At 58.6% G+C, this 19848-nt stretch carries 23 protein-coding genes; 4 read left to right on the top strand and 19 right to left on the bottom strand.

All coding sequences use genetic code 11. The features are described 5' to 3' along the window. Positions 1-70 precede the first annotated feature (70 nt). The 11 genes from iscX to K5E80_RS00635 all read right to left on the bottom strand — a co-directional run bounded on the left by iscX (position 71) and on the right by K5E80_RS00635 (position 8689). Positions 71-265: a Fe-S cluster assembly protein IscX gene (gene iscX / locus K5E80_RS00685; RefSeq protein WP_220634344.1), complete on the bottom strand. Its 195-nt coding sequence runs from the start codon at positions 263-265 to the stop codon at positions 71-73. A gap of 178 nt (positions 266-443) precedes the next feature. Next, positions 444-788, bottom strand: coding sequence for an ISC system 2Fe-2S type ferredoxin (gene fdx / locus K5E80_RS00680; RefSeq protein WP_220634343.1), 345 nt, complete (start codon positions 786-788; stop codon positions 444-446). Between the two features lie 154 nt (positions 789-942). Next, positions 943-2808 carry a Fe-S protein assembly chaperone HscA gene (gene hscA / locus K5E80_RS00675; RefSeq protein ID WP_220634342.1) on the bottom strand — a complete coding sequence of 622 codons (1866 nt, stop codon included), beginning with the start codon at positions 2806-2808 and terminating at the stop codon, positions 943-945. A gap of 39 nt (positions 2809-2847) precedes the next feature. Next, positions 2848-3378, bottom strand: coding sequence for a Fe-S protein assembly co-chaperone HscB (gene hscB, locus K5E80_RS00670; protein WP_220634341.1), 531 nt, complete (start codon positions 3376-3378; stop codon positions 2848-2850). Position 3379: 1 nt separating this feature from the next. Then, complete coding sequence (iscA, locus tag K5E80_RS00665; protein WP_220637181.1) at positions 3380-3703, bottom strand: iron-sulfur cluster assembly protein IscA; 324 nt, start codon at positions 3701-3703, stop codon at positions 3380-3382. Beyond that, entirely contained in the window at positions 3700-4083 is a 384-nt protein-coding gene (iscU, locus tag K5E80_RS00660; protein ID WP_220634340.1) for a Fe-S cluster assembly scaffold IscU, read from the bottom strand. The genes iscA and iscU overlap by 4 nt, the downstream gene beginning before the upstream one ends. A 113-nt stretch (positions 4084-4196) precedes the next feature. Beyond that, positions 4197-5411 carry an IscS subfamily cysteine desulfurase gene (locus tag K5E80_RS00655; RefSeq protein WP_220634339.1) on the bottom strand — a complete coding sequence of 405 codons (1215 nt, stop codon included), beginning with the start codon at positions 5409-5411 and terminating at the stop codon, positions 4197-4199. Positions 5412-5428: 17 nt separating this feature from the next. Further along, the gene (locus tag K5E80_RS00650) at positions 5429-6586 is read right to left on the bottom strand and encodes a cysteine desulfurase family protein (RefSeq protein WP_220634338.1); all 1158 of its coding nucleotides are present in this window, start codon (positions 6584-6586) and stop codon (positions 5429-5431) included. A gap of 4 nt (positions 6587-6590) precedes the next feature. Continuing rightward, positions 6591-7061 carry an Rrf2 family transcriptional regulator gene (locus K5E80_RS00645; protein WP_220634337.1) on the bottom strand — a complete coding sequence of 157 codons (471 nt, stop codon included), beginning with the start codon at positions 7059-7061 and terminating at the stop codon, positions 6591-6593. A gap of 80 nt (positions 7062-7141) precedes the next feature. After that, positions 7142-7894 (bottom strand): serine O-acetyltransferase, encoded by a 753-nt coding sequence (gene cysE / locus K5E80_RS00640; protein ID WP_220634336.1) that lies wholly within the window; start codon positions 7892-7894, stop codon positions 7142-7144. A 51-nt stretch (positions 7895-7945) separates the two neighbouring features. Continuing rightward, the gene (locus K5E80_RS00635) at positions 7946-8689 is read right to left on the bottom strand and encodes an RNA methyltransferase (protein ID WP_220634335.1); all 744 of its coding nucleotides are present in this window, start codon (positions 8687-8689) and stop codon (positions 7946-7948) included. A 65-nt stretch (positions 8690-8754) separates the two neighbouring features. On the opposite strand from K5E80_RS00635, the gene K5E80_RS00630 reads away from it, so the two are divergent. From K5E80_RS00630 to K5E80_RS00615, 4 genes are all read left to right on the top strand, one after another. After that, entirely contained in the window at positions 8755-9564 is an 810-nt protein-coding gene (locus K5E80_RS00630) for an inositol monophosphatase family protein (RefSeq protein ID WP_220634334.1), read from the top strand. A 36-nt stretch (positions 9565-9600) separates the two neighbouring features. Beyond that, positions 9601-10137 (top strand): peroxiredoxin, encoded by a 537-nt coding sequence (locus K5E80_RS00625; protein WP_246590811.1) that lies wholly within the window; start codon positions 9601-9603, stop codon positions 10135-10137. A 104-nt stretch (positions 10138-10241) separates the two neighbouring features. After that, the gene (locus K5E80_RS00620; RefSeq protein ID WP_246590810.1) at positions 10242-11444 is read left to right on the top strand and encodes a molybdopterin molybdotransferase MoeA; all 1203 of its coding nucleotides are present in this window, start codon (positions 10242-10244) and stop codon (positions 11442-11444) included. Next, the gene (locus K5E80_RS00615; protein ID WP_220634332.1) at positions 11441-11803 is read left to right on the top strand and encodes a hypothetical protein; all 363 of its coding nucleotides are present in this window, start codon (positions 11441-11443) and stop codon (positions 11801-11803) included. The genes K5E80_RS00620 and K5E80_RS00615 overlap by 4 nt, the downstream gene beginning before the upstream one ends. A 26-nt stretch (positions 11804-11829) precedes the next feature. Here K5E80_RS00615 and K5E80_RS00610 read toward each other — a convergent pair whose 3' ends face one another. The 8 genes from K5E80_RS00610 to lpxA all read right to left on the bottom strand — a co-directional run bounded on the left by K5E80_RS00610 (position 11830) and on the right by lpxA (position 19847). Further along, positions 11830-12687 (bottom strand): SPFH domain-containing protein, encoded by an 858-nt coding sequence (locus K5E80_RS00610; RefSeq protein ID WP_220634331.1) that lies wholly within the window; start codon positions 12685-12687, stop codon positions 11830-11832. A gap of 17 nt (positions 12688-12704) precedes the next feature. Beyond that, positions 12705-13148 (bottom strand): NfeD family protein, encoded by a 444-nt coding sequence (locus tag K5E80_RS00605; RefSeq protein ID WP_220634330.1) that lies wholly within the window; start codon positions 13146-13148, stop codon positions 12705-12707. A gap of 182 nt (positions 13149-13330) precedes the next feature. Further along, positions 13331-14329 carry an ABC transporter substrate-binding protein gene (locus tag K5E80_RS00600; protein ID WP_220634329.1) on the bottom strand — a complete coding sequence of 333 codons (999 nt, stop codon included), beginning with the start codon at positions 14327-14329 and terminating at the stop codon, positions 13331-13333. An 8-nt stretch (positions 14330-14337) separates the two neighbouring features. Then, entirely contained in the window at positions 14338-16359 is a 2022-nt protein-coding gene (locus K5E80_RS00595; RefSeq protein ID WP_220634328.1) for a TonB-dependent receptor plug domain-containing protein, read from the bottom strand. Between the two features lie 22 nt (positions 16360-16381). Next, entirely contained in the window at positions 16382-17149 is a 768-nt protein-coding gene (locus K5E80_RS00590) for a TrmH family RNA methyltransferase (protein WP_220634327.1), read from the bottom strand. A 140-nt stretch (positions 17150-17289) separates the two neighbouring features. Then, the gene (gene rnhB, locus K5E80_RS00585; protein WP_220634326.1) at positions 17290-17904 is read right to left on the bottom strand and encodes a ribonuclease HII; all 615 of its coding nucleotides are present in this window, start codon (positions 17902-17904) and stop codon (positions 17290-17292) included. Continuing rightward, positions 17901-19070: a lipid-A-disaccharide synthase gene (lpxB, locus tag K5E80_RS00580; RefSeq protein WP_220634325.1), complete on the bottom strand. Its 1170-nt coding sequence runs from the start codon at positions 19068-19070 to the stop codon at positions 17901-17903. The genes rnhB and lpxB overlap by 4 nt, the downstream gene beginning before the upstream one ends. Further along, positions 19071-19847 carry an acyl-ACP--UDP-N-acetylglucosamine O-acyltransferase gene (gene lpxA, locus K5E80_RS00575; RefSeq protein ID WP_220637179.1) on the bottom strand — a complete coding sequence of 259 codons (777 nt, stop codon included), beginning with the start codon at positions 19845-19847 and terminating at the stop codon, positions 19071-19073. Between the last annotated feature and the right edge of the window lies 1 nt (position 19848).

Genomic DNA, 19848 nt, shown 5'->3' with positions numbered 1-19848 from the left:
TTCAGGGCCAAGACTCAGGGTTCAAGGCACAAGGGTGTTGCTTGAACCTTTCCTCTTGCATCTTGAATCTTTATTCGACTTCCTCGATCCATGCCATTTGTATGGCTTCGAGGATTTTTTCGCCGCAGTGCTTGTCGTTGTCCTCGAAACCGGGCAACGCAACCACCCAGCGCATCAGGTCGACGAAATTGATTTTCGTCGGGTCAATGTCGGGATGCGCATCGATCAATGCAATCGCAATATCGAGCGTATCGGTCCATTTCATTTTGCCGCCTCCGCAGGGCCGTCCGCACAAGCGTGGAAATATATGCTCCCCCACCCTGCCTTCCCCTCCGCGAGGGGGAGGTGACTAGTTGCCCCCGCCCTTGGGGCGGGGGAAGGGGGTGGGTCCATCAATTTTCCTGAGGGAAGCGCTTGTGCTTCCCTCAAGGAAGGGGGAAAGATCATTTCTTTCCTCCTTCCTTGACCTGATTGATGGTGTATTTCGGAATCTCGATCACCAGCGGCGTGTCCTTGACATAAGTCTGGCAGGACAAGCGGGAATTCGGTTCCAGACCCCAGGCTTTGTCAAGCAGGTCGTCCTCGTCTTCCTCCGAGGGGTCGAGCGATGCAAAGCCCTCGCGCACAATGACATGGCAGGTGGTGCAGGCGCAGGACATTTCACAGGCATGCTCGATCGGGATGTCGTTTTGCAGCAGTGCATAGCAAAGGGACTGATCCGGCGGCACATCAATGACAGCGCCATCGGGGCAGATTTCGGGATGTGGCAGAACGATTACCTGAGTCATTAGCGTGAAAGAACGTAAAGTGAAGCGATTTGTATTAGCCGAGCGTAACGAGCTGATTGGTAGCCCCGCCCCGGGGCGGGGGATGGGGGTGGGGGGCGTTCAATTGGCCTTTGCGCTCTTTTATCATCAGTGGTGCAGCAACATTGCATGCGCGTTAACCCAATTCCTTGATTGTTTTGCCGGCGAGTGCTTTCTTTACGCTGTAGTTCATGCGGCGAGCAGCGTACGACTCGGTGCTGGCGATCAGGGCATCCATCGCCACCGACAGCGCACGGCTGTCATCTTCCTTGATGCTGGCTTCCAGCGTCTGGATATTGCTATCGATTCTTGCGCGTTCACCGGCGCTAAGCAATTCGGCGTCTTCCTTGAGCGCTGAAGTCGTCGCTTCAATCAAGCGGCGTGCCTCGACCTGCTTTTCACGCAGCGCGCGTAACGAAGCATCGTCCGCCGCGTGGCTGATGCTGTCCTTGAGCATGTTGGCAATCTCGCCATCGGAAAGGCCGTAGGAAGGCTTCACTTCGACGTGCGCTTCGACGCCCGTGGTCTGCTCGCGTGCAGAGACCGACAGCAGCCCGTCGGCGTCTACCTGGAAGGTCACGCGGATGCGTGCCGCGCCGGCGACCATGGACGGAATGCCGCGCAATTCGAAGCGCGCCAGCGAACGGCAGTCCGAGACCAGTTCGCGTTCGCCCTGCACGACATGGATCGCCATTGCGGTCTGGCCGTCCTTGAAAGTGGTGAATTCCTGCGCCCGCGCCACCGGAATCGTTGAGTTGCGCGGAATCAATTTCTCGACCAGGCCGCCCATGGTTTCGATGCCGAGGCTGAGCGGAATCACGTCGAGCAGTAGCCAGTCATCATCGGCACTGCGGTTGCCGGCCAGCAGGTTGGCCTGGATCGCGGCGCCGAGGGCCACCACCTTGTCCGGGTCGAGATTGTTGAGCGGCTCCTGCTTGAAGAACTCGCCCACGGCGTGCTGGATTTGCGGCATGCGCGTCGCGCCGCCGACCATCACCACGCCATTCACCTGATCTACCGAGAGGCCGGCATCGCGCAGCGCTTTCTTCGTCGGCTTCAATGTCTTTTCAATAAGTGTTTGCGTGATGGAGCTAAAGACTTCCGTGGTAATTTTCTGGTCCACATATTCGCCGCTACCGAGTCTCAAGGTAATCGGCACTTCGCCATGATAAGTGAGATATTCCTTGGCCTCGCAGGCACGCGTCAGCAGCAAGCGCGCATCCTGTGCCGAGAGCGGCGCCAGCTTTGCCTCTTCGATAATCCAGCAGAACACGCGCTGGTCGAAATCATCGCCGCCCAGGGCCGAATCGCCGCCAGTGGCGAGCACTTCGAACACGCCCTTGGAAAGTTTGAGAATGGAAATGTCGAAGGTGCCGCCGCCGAGATCGAACACGGCGTAGATGCCTTCGGAGCTATTATCGAGACCGTAGGCAATCGCCGCCGCGGTCGGCTCGTTAAGCAGGCGCAGGACATTGATCCCGGCCAGTCGCGCCGCATCCTTGGTCGCCTGCCGTTGCGCATCATCGAAATAGGCCGGTACCGTAATCACTGCCCCAGTCAATTCGCCGCCCAGCGACTCTTCGCCACGCTGGCGCAACACGCGCAGGATGTCGGCCGACACCTCGACCGGACTCTTGATGCCCTGCGCCGTGCGCAGCTTGACCATGCCCTCGCTGTCGATGAAATCATAGGGCATGGATTCGACATGGGCGATATCGCGGCGCCCGCGTCCCATGAAGCGCTTGACCGAAACGATGGTGTTCTTCGGGTCGAGCGATTGCCTCGCCTGCGCCTCGTAGCCCACATCAATTTTGCCTTCGGCACCGTAGCGCACTACGGAAGGCAGCAAGGAGCGGCCCTGTTTGTCGTTAAGCACGGCGGCCACGCCACTGCGCACGGTGGCCACCAGGGAGTTGGTCGTACCGAGATCAATACCGACCGCGAGGCGATGCTGATGTGGATCTGCCGATTCACCCGGCTCTGAAATTTGCAATAGTGCCATTGTTGTTTTTTGAATAAAGCCACTCAGTGGCCGAATTGCTTATGCCTCGATAGCTTCCTGAGCATCGTCGATTTCCTGCAAAAGTTTTTCCTGAAACATCAAGCGCCGTGCCATGTCGGCAGCGGCAGCGTAATCCTTGTGCTCATCCAGCATCGTGCCAAGGGACGCATACTGCGCTGTCATGCGCGACTTGAGATCGGCGCGCAATCTTTCCAGGGCTGATTCTTCTCCTGCAGCACGCGCATCGGCAACTGCTTCGCGCAGTTCCATCTGTTCGATCAAAAAGCCCGACGGCATCGACGTATTGTTTTCAAACGCTACATCCTGACCGGCGAGATGCAGCAGATAAACAGCGCGCTGCAAAGGATCTTTGAGCGTCTTGAATGCCGCGTTCGCCTCTGTTGCCCACTCCATGGCAAGACGCCGCTCGCTATCACCAAGATGTGCATGCTTGTCAGGATGCACTTTCGACTGCAACTCACGATAGCGGCGTTCCAGTTCGCTGCCATCAATCGCAAACCGGCGCGGCAGTTCAAACAGCACGAAATAATCCTGAGCCGCGCCTGTCATCTCAGACCTTGAAGCTCTCGCCGCAGCCGCACGCATCCTGGACGTTCGGATTATTGAACTTGAAGCCTTCCTTCAAACCTTCCTTGGTGTAATCGAGCTCGGTGCCATCCAGATAAGGCAGGCTCTTCGGATCAATCAACACCTTGAGGCCATGACTTTCGTACACGATATCCTCGGGATTTGCATCGTCGGCGAATTCAAGCTTGTAAGCCATGCCGGAGCAGCCTGAGGTTTTGACGCCGAGGCGCAGGCCGATCCCCTTGCCGCGCTTGGCAATGAATTTCGAGACATGACTGGCCGCCTGTTCGGTCAATGTAATCATTATTTGGTCTGCCTCTTTTTGTAATCGGCAACAGCCGCCTTGATCGCATCCTCGGCAAGAATGGAACAATGAATCTTCACCGGCGGCAAGGCGAGTTCTTCCGCGATCTGGGTATTCTTGATGTCGAGCGCCTGATCGACGGTCTTGCCCTTGACCCACTCGGTGACCAGCGACGACGAAGCGATCGCCGAACCGCAGCCGTAAGTCTTGAATTTGGCATCCTCAATAATGCCGTCCTTGCCAACCTTGATCTGCAGCTTCATTACATCGCCGCAAGCCGGCGCGCCGACCATGCCGGTGGCAACGCCATCTTCATCCTTGGCAAAGGAACCGACATTGCGCGGATTCTCGTAGTGATCAATGACTTTTGTACTGTAAGACATGTTTGTCTCCTTAAAGGGAGGAGCAAGGAGTGATGAGAGAGGAGTCGACATCAGTGCGCTGCGCGCGGCAGGGTTTACTTCTCACTCCCATCTCCTCACTCCTCACTGAATAATCAATGTGCTGCCCACTGCACTGAATTCAAGTCGACGCCGTCCTTGAACATTTCCCACAACGGCGACAATTCGCGCAGTTTGTTCAGCTTGGCGTGTAACAGCTTGACCGCGTAGTCGATCTCTTCCTCCGTCGTGAAGCGGCCGATGGTAAAGCGGATAGAACTGTGCGCCAGTTCGTCGGAACGACCCAGCGCGCGCAACACATACGAGGGTTCGAGCGAAGCCGAGGTGCAGGCCGACCCCGACGACACGGCAATATCCTTGATCGCCATGATCAGCGATTCGCCCTCGACGAAGTTGAAGCTGATATTGAGGTTGTGCGGCACGCGCTGTTCAAGGTCGCCATTGACATAGGTTTCCTCAATATCCAGCAGGCCGCTCAACAGCTTGTCACGCAGCATGCGGATGCGCTCGTTTTCGATCGCCATTTCCTCACGCGCAAGGCGGAAGGCTTCGCCCATGCCGACAATCTGGTGCGTGGCCAGCGTACCCGAACGCAGGCCGCGCTCATGACCGCCGCCGTGCATCTGCGCTTCGAGTCTGATTCTGGGCTTTCTCCGCACATACAGAGCGCCGATACCCTTGGGACCATAGGTTTTGTGCGCAGAGAAGGACATCAGGTCCACCTTCAAGGTCTTGAGGTCGATCGGCATCTTGCCGGTAGCCTGCGCCGCATCGACGTGGAAAATGACGCCTTTCTCGCGGCAGATTTCACCCAGTTCGGCAAACGGCTGGATCACGCCGATCTCATTGTTCACCGCCATCACCGAGGCGAGCACAGTGTCGGGACGCAGTGCCTGCTGGAACTGTTCAACCGTAATCAGGCCGTTTTCCTGCGGTTCGAGATAAGTCGCCTCGAAGCCCTTGCGTTCGAGTTCCTTCACCGTATCCAGCACTGCCTTGTGCTCGGTGGACACGGTGATGATGTGCTTGCCCTTGCTCGGACCGTAGAAATTCGCCGCACCCTTGATGGCAAGATTGTTCGACTCGGTAGCGCCCGATGTCCAGATAATGTCCTTTGCATCCGCACCAACCAGCGCCGCGACCTGTTCGCGCGCCTCTTCCACTGCCTTCTCCGCCTCCCAGCCGTAGGAATGGGAACGCGAAGCAGGATTGCCGAAATGTTCGGTCAAATAAGGAATCATCTTTGCGGCCACCCGCGGGTCGACCGGAGTCGTCGCGGAATAGTCGAGATAGATCGGGAACTTGAGCATCTATGTCTCCTGTTGCATCAGACAGCCACGGCTGTCAGTCGTTTCAATTGAAAAAGGGTATGTTGCAGCGCCGCCAGGAAGCCACGCACCTGTGCTGCTGTCGTGTCCGCTCCCAGACTCACGCGTACCGCGCCACGCGCCAGTTCCGGCGCGACCTGCATCGCCAGCAGGACATGCGATGGCTCCGGATTGGCGCTGGAGCAGGCTGCCCCGCTTGCGATGGCAAAGCCGGCACGATCGAGCTTGCCCACCAGCGTGTCGCCATCGATGTCGCTGAACGCAAAATAAGTCGTATTCGGCAGGCGTTCCGCAGCTTGCGAAAAAATGGTGGCGCCCTGCGCAAAAAGACCAGCTTCGAGTTCATCGCGCAGGGCACGCAAGCGTGCCGCTTTCAATTCAATGTCCTGCACCGCGATTTCGCATGCCATGCCGAAACCAACGATGGCGGGCACATTCTCGGTGCCCGAGCGCAGGCCGCGTTCGTGGCCCCCGCCCGAGATCAGCGGCCGCAACTCGACGTGCTTGTCGAGAATCAGCGCTGCGGCGCCCTTTGGACCGCGAATCTTGTGCGAAGAAATCGTCAGTGCATGCACGCCATGCTCATTCAGATCGCGGAAGTTCACCGGCATCTTGCCGAAGGCCTGTACCGCATCGCTGTGAAACCATGCATGCGTCATCATTGCCTGCGCCGCGAGATCGGCGACATCCTGCACTACGCCGGTCTCGTTGTTGGCCAGCATGACCGAAATCAACAGCGGCTGGTCCCGCAGCATCTGGGCATAATCGTCGCGGCGGACGCGTCCCTCTGCGTCGACAGCGATCTGATGCACCTTCCACCCTTGCCGGCCAAGCGCCAGAGCGGGTTCGCGCACACTGGGATGCTCCACCGAAGACACCGCGATCAAACCGGGTTTGAAGCAGGCCGCGGCGCCCTTGATGAAGAGATTGCTGGCTTCGGAACCACCGCTGGTGAATACCACTTCCGTTGGATGCGCACCCGCCGCGGTCGCGACGCGCTGCCGTGCCTCGTCGAGCGCCTTGCGCGCGGCACGGCCATACTCGTGGCGGCTCGATGCATTGCCGGGGCGCTCGGAAAACCACGGCAACATGGCGTCGAGCACCCTGGGGTGTACGGGCGTTGTCGCGTTGTGATCGAGATAGACCGGAGCGAACATGATTTCAGGCGGCTGCCATTACCTCGCTGCGTTTGGCTGGTCTGCGCGCCGGCCGCTGGTCATGCAGCACCGTCACGGCATCCGGATACTGCTCCTTGACCAGATCCGCCAGCGATACACTGTCAAGGTATTCGTACATGTGATTGGTCAATTTTGACCAGAGCTTGTGGGTAATACAGACATATTCTTCGCGGCAATTGGCCTCATCACAGCCGAGCACCTCATCCACGGCGCGAATGATATCGCTGACCGAAATTTCTGCGGATTCGCGCCCCAGACAATAACCGCCACCCGGACCACGCACGCTGGTCACCAGATTGTGGCGGCGCAGCTTGCCGAACAATTGTTCGAGATAGGATAGGGATATATGCTGCCGCTCGCTTATCCCGGCGAGCGTCACCGGGCCTTCTTGTTGATGCATGGCCAGATCCAGTATGGCACTTACGGCAAAACGGCCTTTGGTTGTCAATCTCATAGCACACCTCGCTTGGTAACTCAGTTACAACTGAGTCATAGTTGATAGGACGATTATAAGTGTATAAGTTCCCGACTAACTTAGTCAACTATTTTTGAGAGGTAATTCGGATCGAACTTGTTTGCGGTCGCCATATCATCCTCGACCGAAACGCCGGCACGCTCGATGTAGTGCAGCAGACGTTCAATACGGCGGTCGGTTTCGACCGCATGATCCAGCAGGCCATGAATAGCCTGTGCCAGCGGGTCGTCCTCGTTACGGGTGACCGCATAAGCCGAGAAACCGAGTTTTTCCGCCTTGTCCTCGCGAACCTGATCCTTTACCGACTCGATCACCCGGGCCGGAATGCCGACAGCCGTCGCGCCGGGTTTTACGTCTCGGACGACTACCGCATTTGACCCTATTTTCGCACCGGCGCCGATGACAATCGGACCAAGAACCTTCGCCCCGGCACCGATGACAACGCCTTGTTGCAGCGTGGGATGGCGCTTGCCCTTGTTCCAGGAAGTCCCGCCCAGCGTGACGCCATGGTAGAGCGTGCAGTCGTCGCCGATCACGGCGGTCTCACCGATCACCACACCCATGCCGTGGTCAATGAACACGCGGTGACCGATGCTCGCGCCGGGATGTATCTCGATGCCGGTAAGCCAGCGCGTGAAATGCGAAACAAAACGCCCCAGCCAGCGCAAACGCAACCCCCACAACCAGTGCGAGAACCGGTGCAGCGTCAGCGCATGAAAACCCGGATAGCAGGTGATAACCTCCCAAGTGGTACGGGCAGCAGGGTCACGCTGGAATACGCAGGCGAGATCTTCGCGCAAATGTGAGAACACAAATATTTCCCTCAATTAATAAGGTCTTTGACTGTAAAAAAACCACGCATATCAGTCAACCTTTTTCGTCAGTTTTGCAATGGCCGTCAGCATGCCGCGCAGCATGCTGATTTCCTCCTGCTCAATGCGTGCACGGGCCAGCAGGCGCCGCATACGCAGCGGAAAGCGCTTGGGATGGGCCGGATTCAGATAGCCGGTCTCGATGGCAGTGCGTTCGATATGCGCCAGCAAGCCCTCCACATCGTCATGACTGGCTGGCTGGCCGGCATCGGCTATCGGTGGCGGCGAACCTGGGTCGAGCGCCGCCATGCGCAGTTCGTAGCACATTACCTGCACCGCCTGCGCCAGGTTGAGCGAGCTGTAGCCGGACTGGGCCGGAATCGAGGCCCAGCGCCGACATAGCGCCACCTCGTCGTTGGAAAGCCCTGCAGTCTCGTTGCCAAACACGAGTGCGACATCGCCGCTGGCGGCCTCATTCACCAGCTCCACCGCTGCCTCGCGCGCCCACAGCGGCTCCACCGCCAGTTCGCGGCGGCGAGCGGTAATGGCAGTCGCGAACAGAGTGCCGCTCAAGGCTGCGGAGAGGGTATCGACGACTCGCGCATTGATCAGAAGGTCATCAGCACCAACGGCCATCGTTTCGGCCTGTGGATCGGGAAAGCGGCGTGGATTTACCAGCACCAGTTGCGACAGGCCCATGGTTTTCATGGCGCGCGCCGCTGCGCCGATATTGCCCGGATGACTGGGATGGGAGAGCACAACGCGAATGCGCTCGAGCGGCAAAGGTGGGATCACAGTAGTGGCTTCATATAGAATTCGGGCCTCGGCCGACCCCGGCGCAGTTTGCTTCCCCCTTCCCCATGCATCCCACCCTGAATATCGCCAAAAAAGCCGCGCTCAACGCGGGCAAGATCATCAGCCGCGCCAGCCGCGACATCAGCCAGCTTACGGTCAGCACCAAACAACAAAGCGATTACGTCACCGAGGTGGATCGCGCGGCGGAGGATGAAATCATCGCCACCATTCGAGACACCTATCCCGACCATTCGATCTTAGCAGAGGAAAGCGGGGCGCAAGCAGGCGCGGCGGGCAAATCGGACTACCAGTGGATAATCGATCCGCTCGATGGCACCACCAACTTCATTCACGGTTTTCCGCAGTATGCAATTTCGATCGGCGTCGCCCACAAGGGCGTCATGACCCATGCCGTTGTCTTCGATCCCAACCGCAATGAATTGTTCACCGCCAGCAAGGGCGGCGGCGCCTTTCTCAACGACAAACGCATTCGCGTTTCCAAACGCGCCAAGCTCGAAGACTCGCTGATCGGTACCGGCTTCCCCTATCGCGTGTTCGACCATGTCGATGCCTACCTCGCCATCTTCAAGGAGCTCGCGAAAAAAACCGGGGGCATGCGCCGCCCCGGCGCCGCCTCGCTCGACCTCGCCTACGTCGCCTGCGGCCGTCTCGACGGCTTTTGGGAACTCGGCCTTGCGCCGTGGGACATGGCGGCCGGCACCCTGCTCATCAGCGAGGCTGGCGGCCTGGTCGGCGATTTTTCCGGCGAGAATGATTACATGAACACCGGCAATATCATCGGTGGTACCCCCAAGGTCTTTGCCCAACTGGTGCAAACCATTGCTCCGCATCTGACAGCGAAACTTGAAGCCTGACGACCGGTCTTATTTGTTTTTGACGAAGGAGCAAAATTGAAACGACTATTTGCCTTCCTTACACTGATCGCCCTCCTCCCGGCATACGCATTTGCCGAGCTCAAGCCCGGCGACATGGCGCCCGACTTCACGACGCAAGCCTCCCTCGGCGGCAAGGTATTTGGCTTCTCGCTGGCGGAGACTCTCAAGCAAGGCCCGGTGGTACTGTATTTCTATCCTGCGGCATTCACCTCCGGCTGCACCATCGAAGCCCACAACTTCGCCGAGGCAGTCGATAAATTCAAGGAACAGCACGCCACGGTGATCGGCATCTCCACCGACAACATCGACACGCTCAACAGGTTCTCGGTCAGTGAATGCCGCAGTAAATTTGCGGTTGCCGCTGACCCCGATGGACGCATCACCAAGAGCTATGATTCCGTGCTGGCCTGGAAAAGCGGCTGGGCCAACCGTGTTTCTTATGTCATCACACCAGACGGGAAGATCATCTACGCCTACAGCGCCATGTCACCCGACAAACATGTTGAGAACACGCTCAATGCGGTTCGCGCCTGGGCAGCAGCACACAAGTAAGAAACAGTCATTGTCAGGATCACATCAATTGGCCAGCGTTCGTGGCATGATCTCGACCGTCAGTCACACCATCGATCATTCTCATTTCACTCTCTATGAGCTTAATGCCCTTCGAAGCCGCCAAGGCTGCTCTGCTCACCTCATCGACGCCCGTTTCTGAAACCGAGGAGATTGATCTCGCCGCAGCCTTCAGCCGCGCCTTGGCGCGTGATCTGGTGTCGCCAATGACCGTCCCGCCCTTCTCCAATACCGCCATGGACGGATACGCACTGCGTGCCAGCGATGTGGCGTTCAGTGGCACGCGATTGCCGGTAAGCCAGCGCGTGACTGCCGGCGACGCGGCAAAACCGCTGCCGCAGGGAAGTGCCGCCCGCATCTTCACCGGAGCACAGATACCTGACGGAGCAGACACTGTGGTGATGCAGGAGTTTTGCACGACCGATGGCGACAGCGTGACGATCAATACCGTGCCTTCTCCCGGCGATCATGTTCGACTGATTGGCTCAGCTATAAAAACAGGCCAGATTATTCTGCCCGCGGGCAGCAGACTTTCAGCCGCCGCGCTCGGCCTTGCCGCATCCGTGGGTATTGCCGACGTCACCGTGTACCGCCGTTTGCGTGTCGCGATTTTCTTTACCGGCTCTGAACTCACAACGCCCGGCGAGCCGCTTCCTCCCGGCCACATCTACAACTCCAATCGATATGTCATGCGCGGATTTCTCGAAGACATCGGCGTGGATATCTTCGATCTCGGAATCATCCCTGACAACAGGGAAGCCACTCAGGCAGCACTGCGGAATGCGGCCGCGCGCGCCGATGTCATTGTTACCAGTGGCGGCATGTCGGAAGGAGACGAGGATCACGTCATTGCCGCCGTTCGCGCCGAAGGACGCATCGATGTCTGGAAGATTGCATCCAAGCCCGGCAAGCCGCTCGCCTTCGGATCGGTTCGCGACAACGGTCGCGAAGCTGCCTTCATCGGCTTGCCGGGGAACCCGGTTTCCGTGTGGTGCGGCCTGCTGACGCTGGTTGCGCCGTTCTTGCGTCGTTGTCAGGGCTATTCAATGATCGAGTCTCCGCCCCAGTCGTTGCGTGCCGACTTCAGCTACAGCGTAAAGGGCAATCGCATGGAGTTCGTGCGTGTGCGGCGCAATGCCGAAGGCGGACTGGACCTTTATCCGACGCAGGATTCGGCCATCATATCGTCCGCCGTGTGGGCGGATGGCGTTGCGGCGATACCCGCCGGCGTTACGGTTTGCGTCGGCGACATGGTCAAGTTCGTGCCCGGACCTCATTGCCAGCCATGACATCGTTTCGAGGTTCCAGGATTCGGCGCTGGGCTCACGTCGTTCTGCGCGGACTCCATATAGCTGCGGTGATCGCACTGGGAGCCAGCATGCTCGGTGCCCCGGCCGGTGCCTTCAATGCTCCTGTCGCCGTCGCCTGTTCAGGAGTTGCGATACTGATCCTTGATCTGTGGAGAAATCCCGATCACCTGCGTGAAGTTGCGGGTCTGGCTGTCATTGTGAAGCTTGCACTATACGGCCTGATGATCACCCATGAGGCCTCCAGATCGCTGATTTTCTGGGTAATTGTCGCCTGGTCCGTTATATTTTCCCATGCTCCGGCACGCTTTCGCCATACGATCATCCTCGGCGCCAAATAGTCAGTCCAACAAAATTCCGTTAAGTCTCATTCGCGCGACCTGCCTAAAATACCCCTGATGCTCTCCTGCAAATCCGCAGGCAGCACAATGGTCTTGGCATTCGCCGAATCGGCCAGCTTGCCCATGGCGGCAAGATATTTCTCGCCGAGCATGTAACGCATTGGAGCATCCTGCTGGCCGATGGCACTGGCGACGCGACGAATGGATTCAGCGCTCGCCTCGGCCAGCGTCACCTGCGCTTCGGCATCGCGCCGGGCCGCTTCGAGCCTGGCTTCTGACTGCAGGATGGCTGATTGCTTGATACCTTCAGCCTTGGTCACCATGGCCTTGCGTTCGCGCTCGGCGGAGGCCTGAGCTTCCATGGCTTTCTGCATGGATTCCGATGGCTTGATATCCTGGATTTCCACCGACTTGACGGTAAGGCCCCAGTCGATGGCTTCGTCGGCGATGCTTTCGCGCAAGCGGGCCTTGATCTTGTCGCGGTTGGTCAGGGCTTCGTCCAGGCTCATTTCGCCGATGATCGAACGCAACGTAGTCATGATCATGTTGCGGATCGCTTCGGAAAAATCGGTGACGCCATAGACGGCCTTGATCGGGTCGGTCACCTTGATGAAGGCGATGGCATTGGTGAGGATCACCGCGTTGTCGCGCGTGATGACTTCCTGCTCCTGCACATCGAGAATGATGTCCTTGGTGACCAGCTTGTAGGCAATGCGATCCAGGTAGGGAAGGATGATGTTGAGGCCCGGCAGCAGCGTGCCGTGGTACTTGCCGAGGCGTTCGACAATCCATTCCTCGCCCTGCGGCACGATGCGCACCCCCTTGGCAAGAGTGACAACGGCAAATATCAGCAGCGCAACGATGACAGTAAATCCGGCTTCCATGATTTCCCCTTTTATGTTCAGACCTTGGCGACTTTGAGCATGCTGCCCTCAACCGCAATAACCTTGACGCGCTCGCCGGCGGCAATGGCGCTATCCGCTATGCAGGGCCAGGATTCCGCCCCGAGCAGCGGCTTCTGGAACCGCACTTCCCCTTTTTCGAACGGCGCTACCGCGTGAGCCAGAAGCCCGATTTCGCCAAGCACGTTGGCAGCGGCGGTACCAACCCTTGTTTTATGGAAGCCTCGCTTGAACACCTTGAACCACGAATAAACCATGGCCAATGAGGCAGCCAGCCAGATGGCAAGTTGCGCTGTCAGCGTCAGCGAAGGCAGAACGAGCATCGCCAGCGCCACCAGCAATGCGCCCAGCGCAAACCAGATCAGCACAAAGGCAGGCACGGCGAGTTCAAGCAACGCCAGCGCCACAGCGCCGACCAGCCACTGCCACCATTCAAATTGCATGTTCCCCCCTATTAATAATGTGACAAACGTTGGCGGCGGTTCATGAAGACGGCTATTTTTACGGAAGCGTTGGAATCCTATTGTATCGGCTTTGATTAACCGCCGAATGGCCGAATGGCTATAAATTACAACGCATTCATCATCGCCTCAGGCGGCACTGGCATCTTTTTGATTGAAAGAACTCATTCCTTCATCACGCGCAGTTTCTGCTCCAGAGTGACGGCGTCCGGCAATTCGATCCCGAGCGAACGCGCCACAGTGGTGTTGATGCCTATAGTGAAATATTTCGGCTCCTGGGTTGGTGGCAGACCTTTGCCCTGGCGCCAGGCAATGATCGTTTCCGCGGCTTGCCGGGAGAGTTGCTCCGGGGTTGTATATATCGACACCATGGCACCGGCACGCTGATATGCAGCTGAATAACCGATCACCGGGATATCAGCCTGGTAGCTCATCAAAAGAATGGATTGCACGGTATTGGCGGTATGCACTACCGGATCGGGGATGGCAACCAATATGTTCGCATCCTGAATCACACGGGCCAATGCCCGTCCCACCGCGGCTTCCTCGCTGACCGTCTCCAGCCGCAATCGCTGTTTGCGCTCGCCCGATGCCTCCTGCAACCTGGATGCCATTCCCTGCGTGGCCGGGCCAAGCACAACGCCCACTCTTGTGTCGCGCGGCTTGAGCAGACTAACCAGATTCAGCATGCGGTTAATCGGCTGTTCGAGAAAAAGCGCCGAAGCACTGCGTGGCGAGCGTTTCATCAATGCTTCATAGGCATGGTGGCGTGGCATCAGGGCCAGCACCGGACTATCCCGGGCGGACACGGCGGCGGCCGCTTGCCATGCCACATCACCCAGCGTCACCACCAGACTTGCCGAGCTCGTCGATGAAGCGGCTGGCAGGGATGCAATATCCACTCGTTCCAGTGCAATACCGGGTGCGGACTGTTCAAGCAGTTTTTGCAGGCGGCTCGCCGTCTCGCTGGCGAACGCACTATCGCTGCCAACGACCAGCCGAACCGTCAGTTCTTCGGCCAAAGCGCCGGTGCTGACGGTTCCAATCAAAGCTACCAATACCGCATGCAGCAACCAATGTCCGTATTGACGCAACACCGCCCTCCAGTTGCTCCTGATGGCGCCGCTGTAAGCACAATCCGGAAAACTGAAGTCTTGGCGCACAACAGGACTCAGTGGATGATCTTTACCTGTAAAAAGGCAACTCGCCGTGCAACATTGTCCGGTGTTCCAGCCGTACTACCCAAATAGTAGTCACGATAATGACTCAGGACATTCTGCATGACGCCGGCAATTTCCCCCCTATATTCGCCGAAATTTATGCGTTTAGCAAGCCTTATATTCAAATGATCGATGGCGGGCATGCTCTTTTTCTTTTGTCCGGAATCGATCCAGAACATCGCACTGACACGCTGGTAATTGGCGGACGCTTCCCATCCGTCCAAGAACGAATGTGATAGCAGCAGGGACAGCGTGTCGCGCGGCACGCTGGTACTGTACTCGCTACCATCATCGCCCGAGGTGGTTTCGGTATGCGCCGCCGCGAGCCGAACATGGGTATCGGTCAGCGGCTGCCATTGCAGGGTCAGGTCGACGCCAGTGGTTTTGGCCTTGTCCAGATTAACCGCATCGCCGCCCTTGACAAACTTGACCTGCCCCTGGAACGAGATCAGGCCGGTGTAACGATCGCAAAACCAGCGCACATCGCCGCCAAGCGCCGCTTCAGGAATGCTGAACACATAGCCAAGCTCTCCTGAGCGAACCCGTTCAGAGTCCACCTTGCCACTATCCGCCACAATGGGATATGAAATGCTGGCAGGGAGGCCCGGCAGCGGAGGCAGCGGGAAACTGAAACCGTAGTTGCTTATTTTTTCATACATGCTGGGGGTTCGCCGCGCGCTGCTGACGCTGGCACGTAGCGAATGTCCAGGCGCGATCTCATGGATCAAGGCAACGCGCGGCGACCAACCGCTGCTGGCAAACGTGTTGTGTTCAAACATCGCGCCCGAGTGCAACATCCATTGATCGGCGAAAGTCCATTCGACATTGCCGAAAGCGCGTGTCAGGAATTGGGTTTTCTCCTCATGGGTGGCAAACAAACGTCCCGAACGTGCTGCGTCACGGCGCACCTCCGCTCCCCATACCGTACGCAAATGTTCGGACCAGCGCGAATTCGACTGCAATTCTAGGCCGTCACGCCAGGTCGAATAATCCTGTTCCAGCACAAAGGGTACTGGCGGCAAAAAGGGCACCAGCGGGGCCAAAGGCGGCACCAGGGCATAAAGCGCCCTTAGATCCATCAACAGATGATCGCTTTGCTTGAATTGCTGGTGGTAATACTGAACCCACCACTCGTTGTCGGTGGATTCGGCATGGCTCCAGCGGGTCTGGAATTCGAGACTGCCACCGGTCTGGGGGTGGGCCTGGTTCTGCGGGTCTATCGGATTAAATTCGCCGATTTGCTTGTTCTTGTCGGCGCCGCGCAATGACATGCCGATGCTGTCGCGCGCGCTGACCCTGTAGTCCATTTTCAGGTTCGCATAGCTCAGGCGCATCGAATCGGGACGACTGGCGAAGCCATCGTCGGAGCGCTGCCCCAATGTCGCGCGATAACGCCAGCCACCCTGCCCCGCAGTAAAGCGGAGAGTTTCGTCGCGAATTCCCAGCCCGCCGATATTGGCCAGCAATTCGGTAGCATTCTCGGCAACCGGATCGCGGGTGATGATGTTTATCACGCCCTGGAAGGAATTGGCGCCGTAACTGGCAGCATTGGGCCCGCGCACGACTTCGATGCGCTCGATGTCGCCAAGCGAAAGCGGTATCTCGGCCCACAACATGCCGCCGAAAACCGGGGAATAAATGGAAACGCCATCGACCAGCACCTGTACCCCGGAAGCAAAGGTGCCCGTCATCCCCCGCAACGTGACAACCGGCCAGTTGCCGTCGTTGTAGCCGACCACGGTACCCGGCACAAAGCGCAGCAAATCGGCAATCTGACGCACGCCGGAATGCTCGATCATGTCGCGATCAATAACGGTGACAGCCGCCGGCGCTTCAGCCAGGGGCTGCCGCATGCGCGACGCTGTAAGTACGATGGGCAAATCCGCCGACTCCAGTCCCTCATCGGCGCAAGCCGGCAACGCCGCAATGAGGCACGAGGCGATGACCGGCCACTTTACCAAACGCATATCCATGACTCCCCCCCCCCACAGGTTGTTAATTTCTTGCTATTGCAAACAAACATACGGCCGCTGCCGCCGCGACGTTTAACGACTCTATGTCTGTCGCCAGCGGAATGGTGATGAGTTGCGAGGCAAGCGCCGCCAGGACCGGACTGACGCCGCAACCCTCGTTGCCGAAAATCCAGGCGATATCTCCTGTCAATTTAATGTCATAAATGGAAACGCCGCCGCCGACTACGGTCGCGAGTGACTTGCCCCGATAATCGCGCAGGAACTGCCCAAGGTCGGCCGACTCGCGGATGCGCAGGCGAAAATGCGCGCCTTGCGCCGCGCGCAGCACGCGCGGGCTCCATGCGCCGGCACAGCCGGGACCGAGAAAAATATCGCGGATGCCGGCTGCGGCACTGCTGCGCAGGATGGAACCGGCATTGCCGGCATCCTGTATGGCATCGAGCAGCACGCAACTGCCGCCCGTGAATGCGGGCGTTTCCTGCGGGATGCGAATCACGGCAGCGATACCCAGCGGCGCATCGACGCCGCTCAGAGCCTTGAACAGCGGATCTTTCAGCAGCACGACATCACTGCCGGCATGCGCATCGATCAAGTCCTGTATTTCGCGATGATTGGCGCCGGATTCGCTGACCAGAAGCTGTTCCGGCAGTCCAAGCTGCGCGCGGTACGCGGCAACCAGGTGCGGGCCATCGATCAAGGTGCGGCCCTGCTTGCGGCATTCCCGCGCATCCCCGGCCAGCCTGAGCAGTTTTTTGTAGGCGGGATTGTCGCGCGAGCTGATCGATTTCATGTTAGCGCGAAAAACAGGCAAGCGGCATAGTCGCGAAAACTAACCACGACCAAGAAACGGTGCTCCTCGTGCAAATCGAGCGCAGCGAGCCAATCAATAGCCCCGCCTTGGAGCGGGAACGGGGGGCGTTCAATTCGCCTTTACGCTCTTTCATGCTCAGGGGTGGCGCTGACAACCATGCGCGTTAGATCAATCAGTTCCGCCACCGGCGCATAGCTGCGTCGATGTACGCTGCTGACGCCATGGCGGCGCAAGGCCTCGATATGCGCTTTGGTTGGATAGCCCTTATGCCGGGCGAAGCCGTATTGCGGAAAGCGCTGATCGAGTTGGCGCATTTCGACATCGCGCGCGGTCTTGGCCAGAATGGACGCCGCCGAGATCTCGGCCACCAGCGCATCGCCCTTGACGATGGGGCGCGCTGCATACGCTACAGGGGGACAATACAAGCCGTCGACCAACACCTCGCCGGGAGCAATGGCCAGCCCTTCAACAGCGCGCTGCATGGCCAATAGCGTGGCGTGATGAATATTCAGCGTATCGATTTCCTCAATGGATGCGACGGCGATACTCCAGGCCAACGCCTGTTTGCGGATCAAGGCCGCCAAATGATCGCGCCTGCGTTCGCTAAGCTGCTTGGAATCCTTCAGGCCGGCAATGGGCGCCGCAGGATCCAGAATGACTGCGGCGGCGAACACGGCACCGGCCAACGGTCCCCGCCCCGCTTCATCGACACCGCAGATAAGAGCAGAATTCATGCACGGGCCATCCTGTCGGCCCGCGCATTTTCCAGCGTGTCGGCAATGGCCACGGCGGCCTTTGCCGCGGTGTCCTGGCGCAAGCGCACATGAATGTCGCCGAATACCCGCTCGATTTCCGCCACCAGTTTCTTTTCGCTCACCAGATTGCCCATGGCCTGCGCCAGATTTTCCGGCGTCGCTTCATCCTGCAGGAATTCAGGCACCACAAACCGTCCGGCCAGAATGTTGGGCAGGCCGACCCAGGGCTGATAACCCATGCGCTTCATCAGTTGCCATGACCAGCGCGACATGCGGTAGGCAATCACCATCGGCCGCTTGATCAGCGCCGCTTCAAGCGTCGCCGTGCCGCTCGCGACCAGGGCCACGTCGCAAGCCGCCAACGCATCCTGCGCATGGCCGAACAACAGCTTGAATGGCAGTTCCTGCGCGCCGCGCTGCCACATGGCTTCCTCGAATTGGTTGCGTGTCTCGCGTGACACCAGCGGCACCAGAAAGGCAGCTTGGGGAAATCGCCGCTGCAGCAGCTTTGCCGTATCAATAAATGTATCGGCCATATAGGCCAGCTCTGACTGGCGGCTGCCGGGCAACAGCGCAAACACAGGCCCGGCCTTTACCCCGAGACGCTCGCGCACGGATTCCTTCGTGATTTGCAAGGAGATTACATCAGCCAGCGGGTGCCCGACATAGCTGACGGGAATGCCGTGCTGCTCGTAAAGCGGTGGCTCGAAAGGAAACAGGGCGAGGATGCGCGACACCGAGCGGCCGATTTTCTTGAGGCGGCCGCGCCGCCAGGCCCAGACCGAAGGACCGACGAAATGCACGGCGGGAATGCCCGCCGCCTTGACGCGTTTCTCCAGCCACAAGTTGAAGTCCGGCGCATCGACGCCGATCAGGATATCGGGCGGGTCGTCGAGCAGGTGCTTGAGTAGCTTGCGACGGATAGCGGCGATCTCGCGATAATGCCGCAGTACTTCAGCATACCCCCGCACGGCGAGCTTTTCGGCAGGCCACCAGGCCTCGAAGCCGGTGGCCTCCATCTTGGGCCCGCCGATGCCACAAAATGTAGCTTGCGGAAATTTCTGCTTGAGTGCTGCGATCAGGTGAGCCGCCAGCAAATCGCCGGAAGCCTCGCCAGCGACCAGCGCAATTCGCGGCGCTTTCATTCAGCGAATGATGCCCCGCCCGGATTCGGCAAGGAACTGGACGAGAATGGACAACTCCGGATATGCGGATACTTCAGCTTCGATTGCAGCACGAGCCTCTTCAAGCCTGAGCCCGGACTTGTAAAGCGTCTTGTAGGCGCGCTTGATCGCCGCGATGGTTTCCGGCGAAAAGCCACGCCGCTTCAGCCCTTCGCTGTTGATGCCATGCGGACTGGCGGGGTTGCCGGATACCGTGACATAGGGCGGCACATCCTGAGTCAGCATGCTGCCAAAACCATTGAAGCTATGCGCACCGATGCGACCGAACTGGTGCACTCCCACAAAACCGCCAAGAATTGCCCAGTCGCCAATGTGCACATGGCCGCCCAGCGTGGCATTGTTGGCAAAAATGGTGTTGTCGCCGACCTGGCAGTCATGCGCCAGATGAACGTAGGCCATGATCCAATTGTCATTACCGAGGCGCGTCACTCCGACATCCTGCGCGGTGCCGCAATTGAAGGTGCAGAATTCGCGGATCGTATTGCGATCGCCGATTTCGAGGCGTGTCGGTTCGCCAGCATATTTCTTGTCCTGCGGCGCGGCGCCGATGGAACAGAACTGAAAAATCCGGTTGTCGCGTCCGATGCGGGTATGACCTTCGACCACAACATGAGGACCGATCGATGTGTTGTCGCCAATTTCGACGTGTTCACCCACGATCGAATAGGCGCCAACCGCTACGTCACTACCGAGTCTGGCGGCGGGATGAACAATTGCAGTGGAATGAATGGAATTCAAA

This window comes from Georgfuchsia toluolica, from assembly GCF_907163265.1.
GTDB classification, from domain to species: Bacteria; Pseudomonadota; Gammaproteobacteria; order Burkholderiales; family Rhodocyclaceae; genus Georgfuchsia; species Georgfuchsia toluolica.
Note: the sequence above shows the minus strand (reverse complement) of the source record. Positions and strands in the feature narration are given on the sequence as shown.

Excerpts from the sequence above, each read along its gene's own strand:
- iscX (WP_220634344.1), bottom strand. The coding sequence starts at position 265 with ATGAAATGGACCGATACGCTCGATATTGCGATTGCATTGATCGATGCG.
- iscU (WP_220634340.1), bottom strand. The coding sequence starts at position 4,083 with ATGTCTTACAGTACAAAAGTCATTGATCACTACGAGAATCCGCGCAAT.
- K5E80_RS00605 (WP_220634330.1), bottom strand. The coding sequence starts at position 13,148 with ATGCAATTTGAATGGTGGCAGTGGCTGGTCGGCGCTGTGGCGCTGGCG.
- K5E80_RS00610 (WP_220634331.1), bottom strand. The coding sequence starts at position 12,687 with ATGGAAGCCGGATTTACTGTCATCGTTGCGCTGCTGATATTTGCCGTT.
- K5E80_RS00630 (WP_220634334.1), top strand. The coding sequence starts at position 8,755 with ATGCATCCCACCCTGAATATCGCCAAAAAAGCCGCGCTCAACGCGGGC.
- K5E80_RS00650 (WP_220634338.1), bottom strand. The coding sequence starts at position 6,586 with ATGTTCGCTCCGGTCTATCTCGATCACAACGCGACAACGCCCGTACAC.
- hscA (WP_220634342.1), bottom strand. The coding sequence starts at position 2,808 with ATGGCACTATTGCAAATTTCAGAGCCGGGTGAATCGGCAGATCCACAT.
- fdx (WP_220634343.1), bottom strand. The coding sequence starts at position 788 with ATGACTCAGGTAATCGTTCTGCCACATCCCGAAATCTGCCCCGATGGC.
- K5E80_RS00595 (WP_220634328.1), bottom strand. The coding sequence starts at position 16,359 with ATGGATATGCGTTTGGTAAAGTGGCCGGTCATCGCCTCGTGCCTCATT.
- K5E80_RS00655 (WP_220634339.1), bottom strand. The coding sequence starts at position 5,411 with ATGCTCAAGTTCCCGATCTATCTCGACTATTCCGCGACGACTCCGGTC.
- lpxB (WP_220634325.1), bottom strand. The coding sequence starts at position 19,070 with ATGAAAGCGCCGCGAATTGCGCTGGTCGCTGGCGAGGCTTCCGGCGAT.
- K5E80_RS00620 (WP_246590810.1), top strand. The coding sequence starts at position 10,242 with ATGCCCTTCGAAGCCGCCAAGGCTGCTCTGCTCACCTCATCGACGCCC.
- rnhB (WP_220634326.1), bottom strand. The coding sequence starts at position 17,904 with ATGAATTCTGCTCTTATCTGCGGTGTCGATGAAGCGGGGCGGGGACCG.
- K5E80_RS00645 (WP_220634337.1), bottom strand. The coding sequence starts at position 7,061 with ATGAGATTGACAACCAAAGGCCGTTTTGCCGTAAGTGCCATACTGGAT.
- K5E80_RS00615 (WP_220634332.1), top strand. The coding sequence starts at position 11,441 with ATGACATCGTTTCGAGGTTCCAGGATTCGGCGCTGGGCTCACGTCGTT.
- hscB (WP_220634341.1), bottom strand. The coding sequence starts at position 3,378 with ATGACAGGCGCGGCTCAGGATTATTTCGTGCTGTTTGAACTGCCGCGC.
- K5E80_RS00590 (WP_220634327.1), bottom strand. The coding sequence starts at position 17,149 with ATGAAATCGATCAGCTCGCGCGACAATCCCGCCTACAAAAAACTGCTC.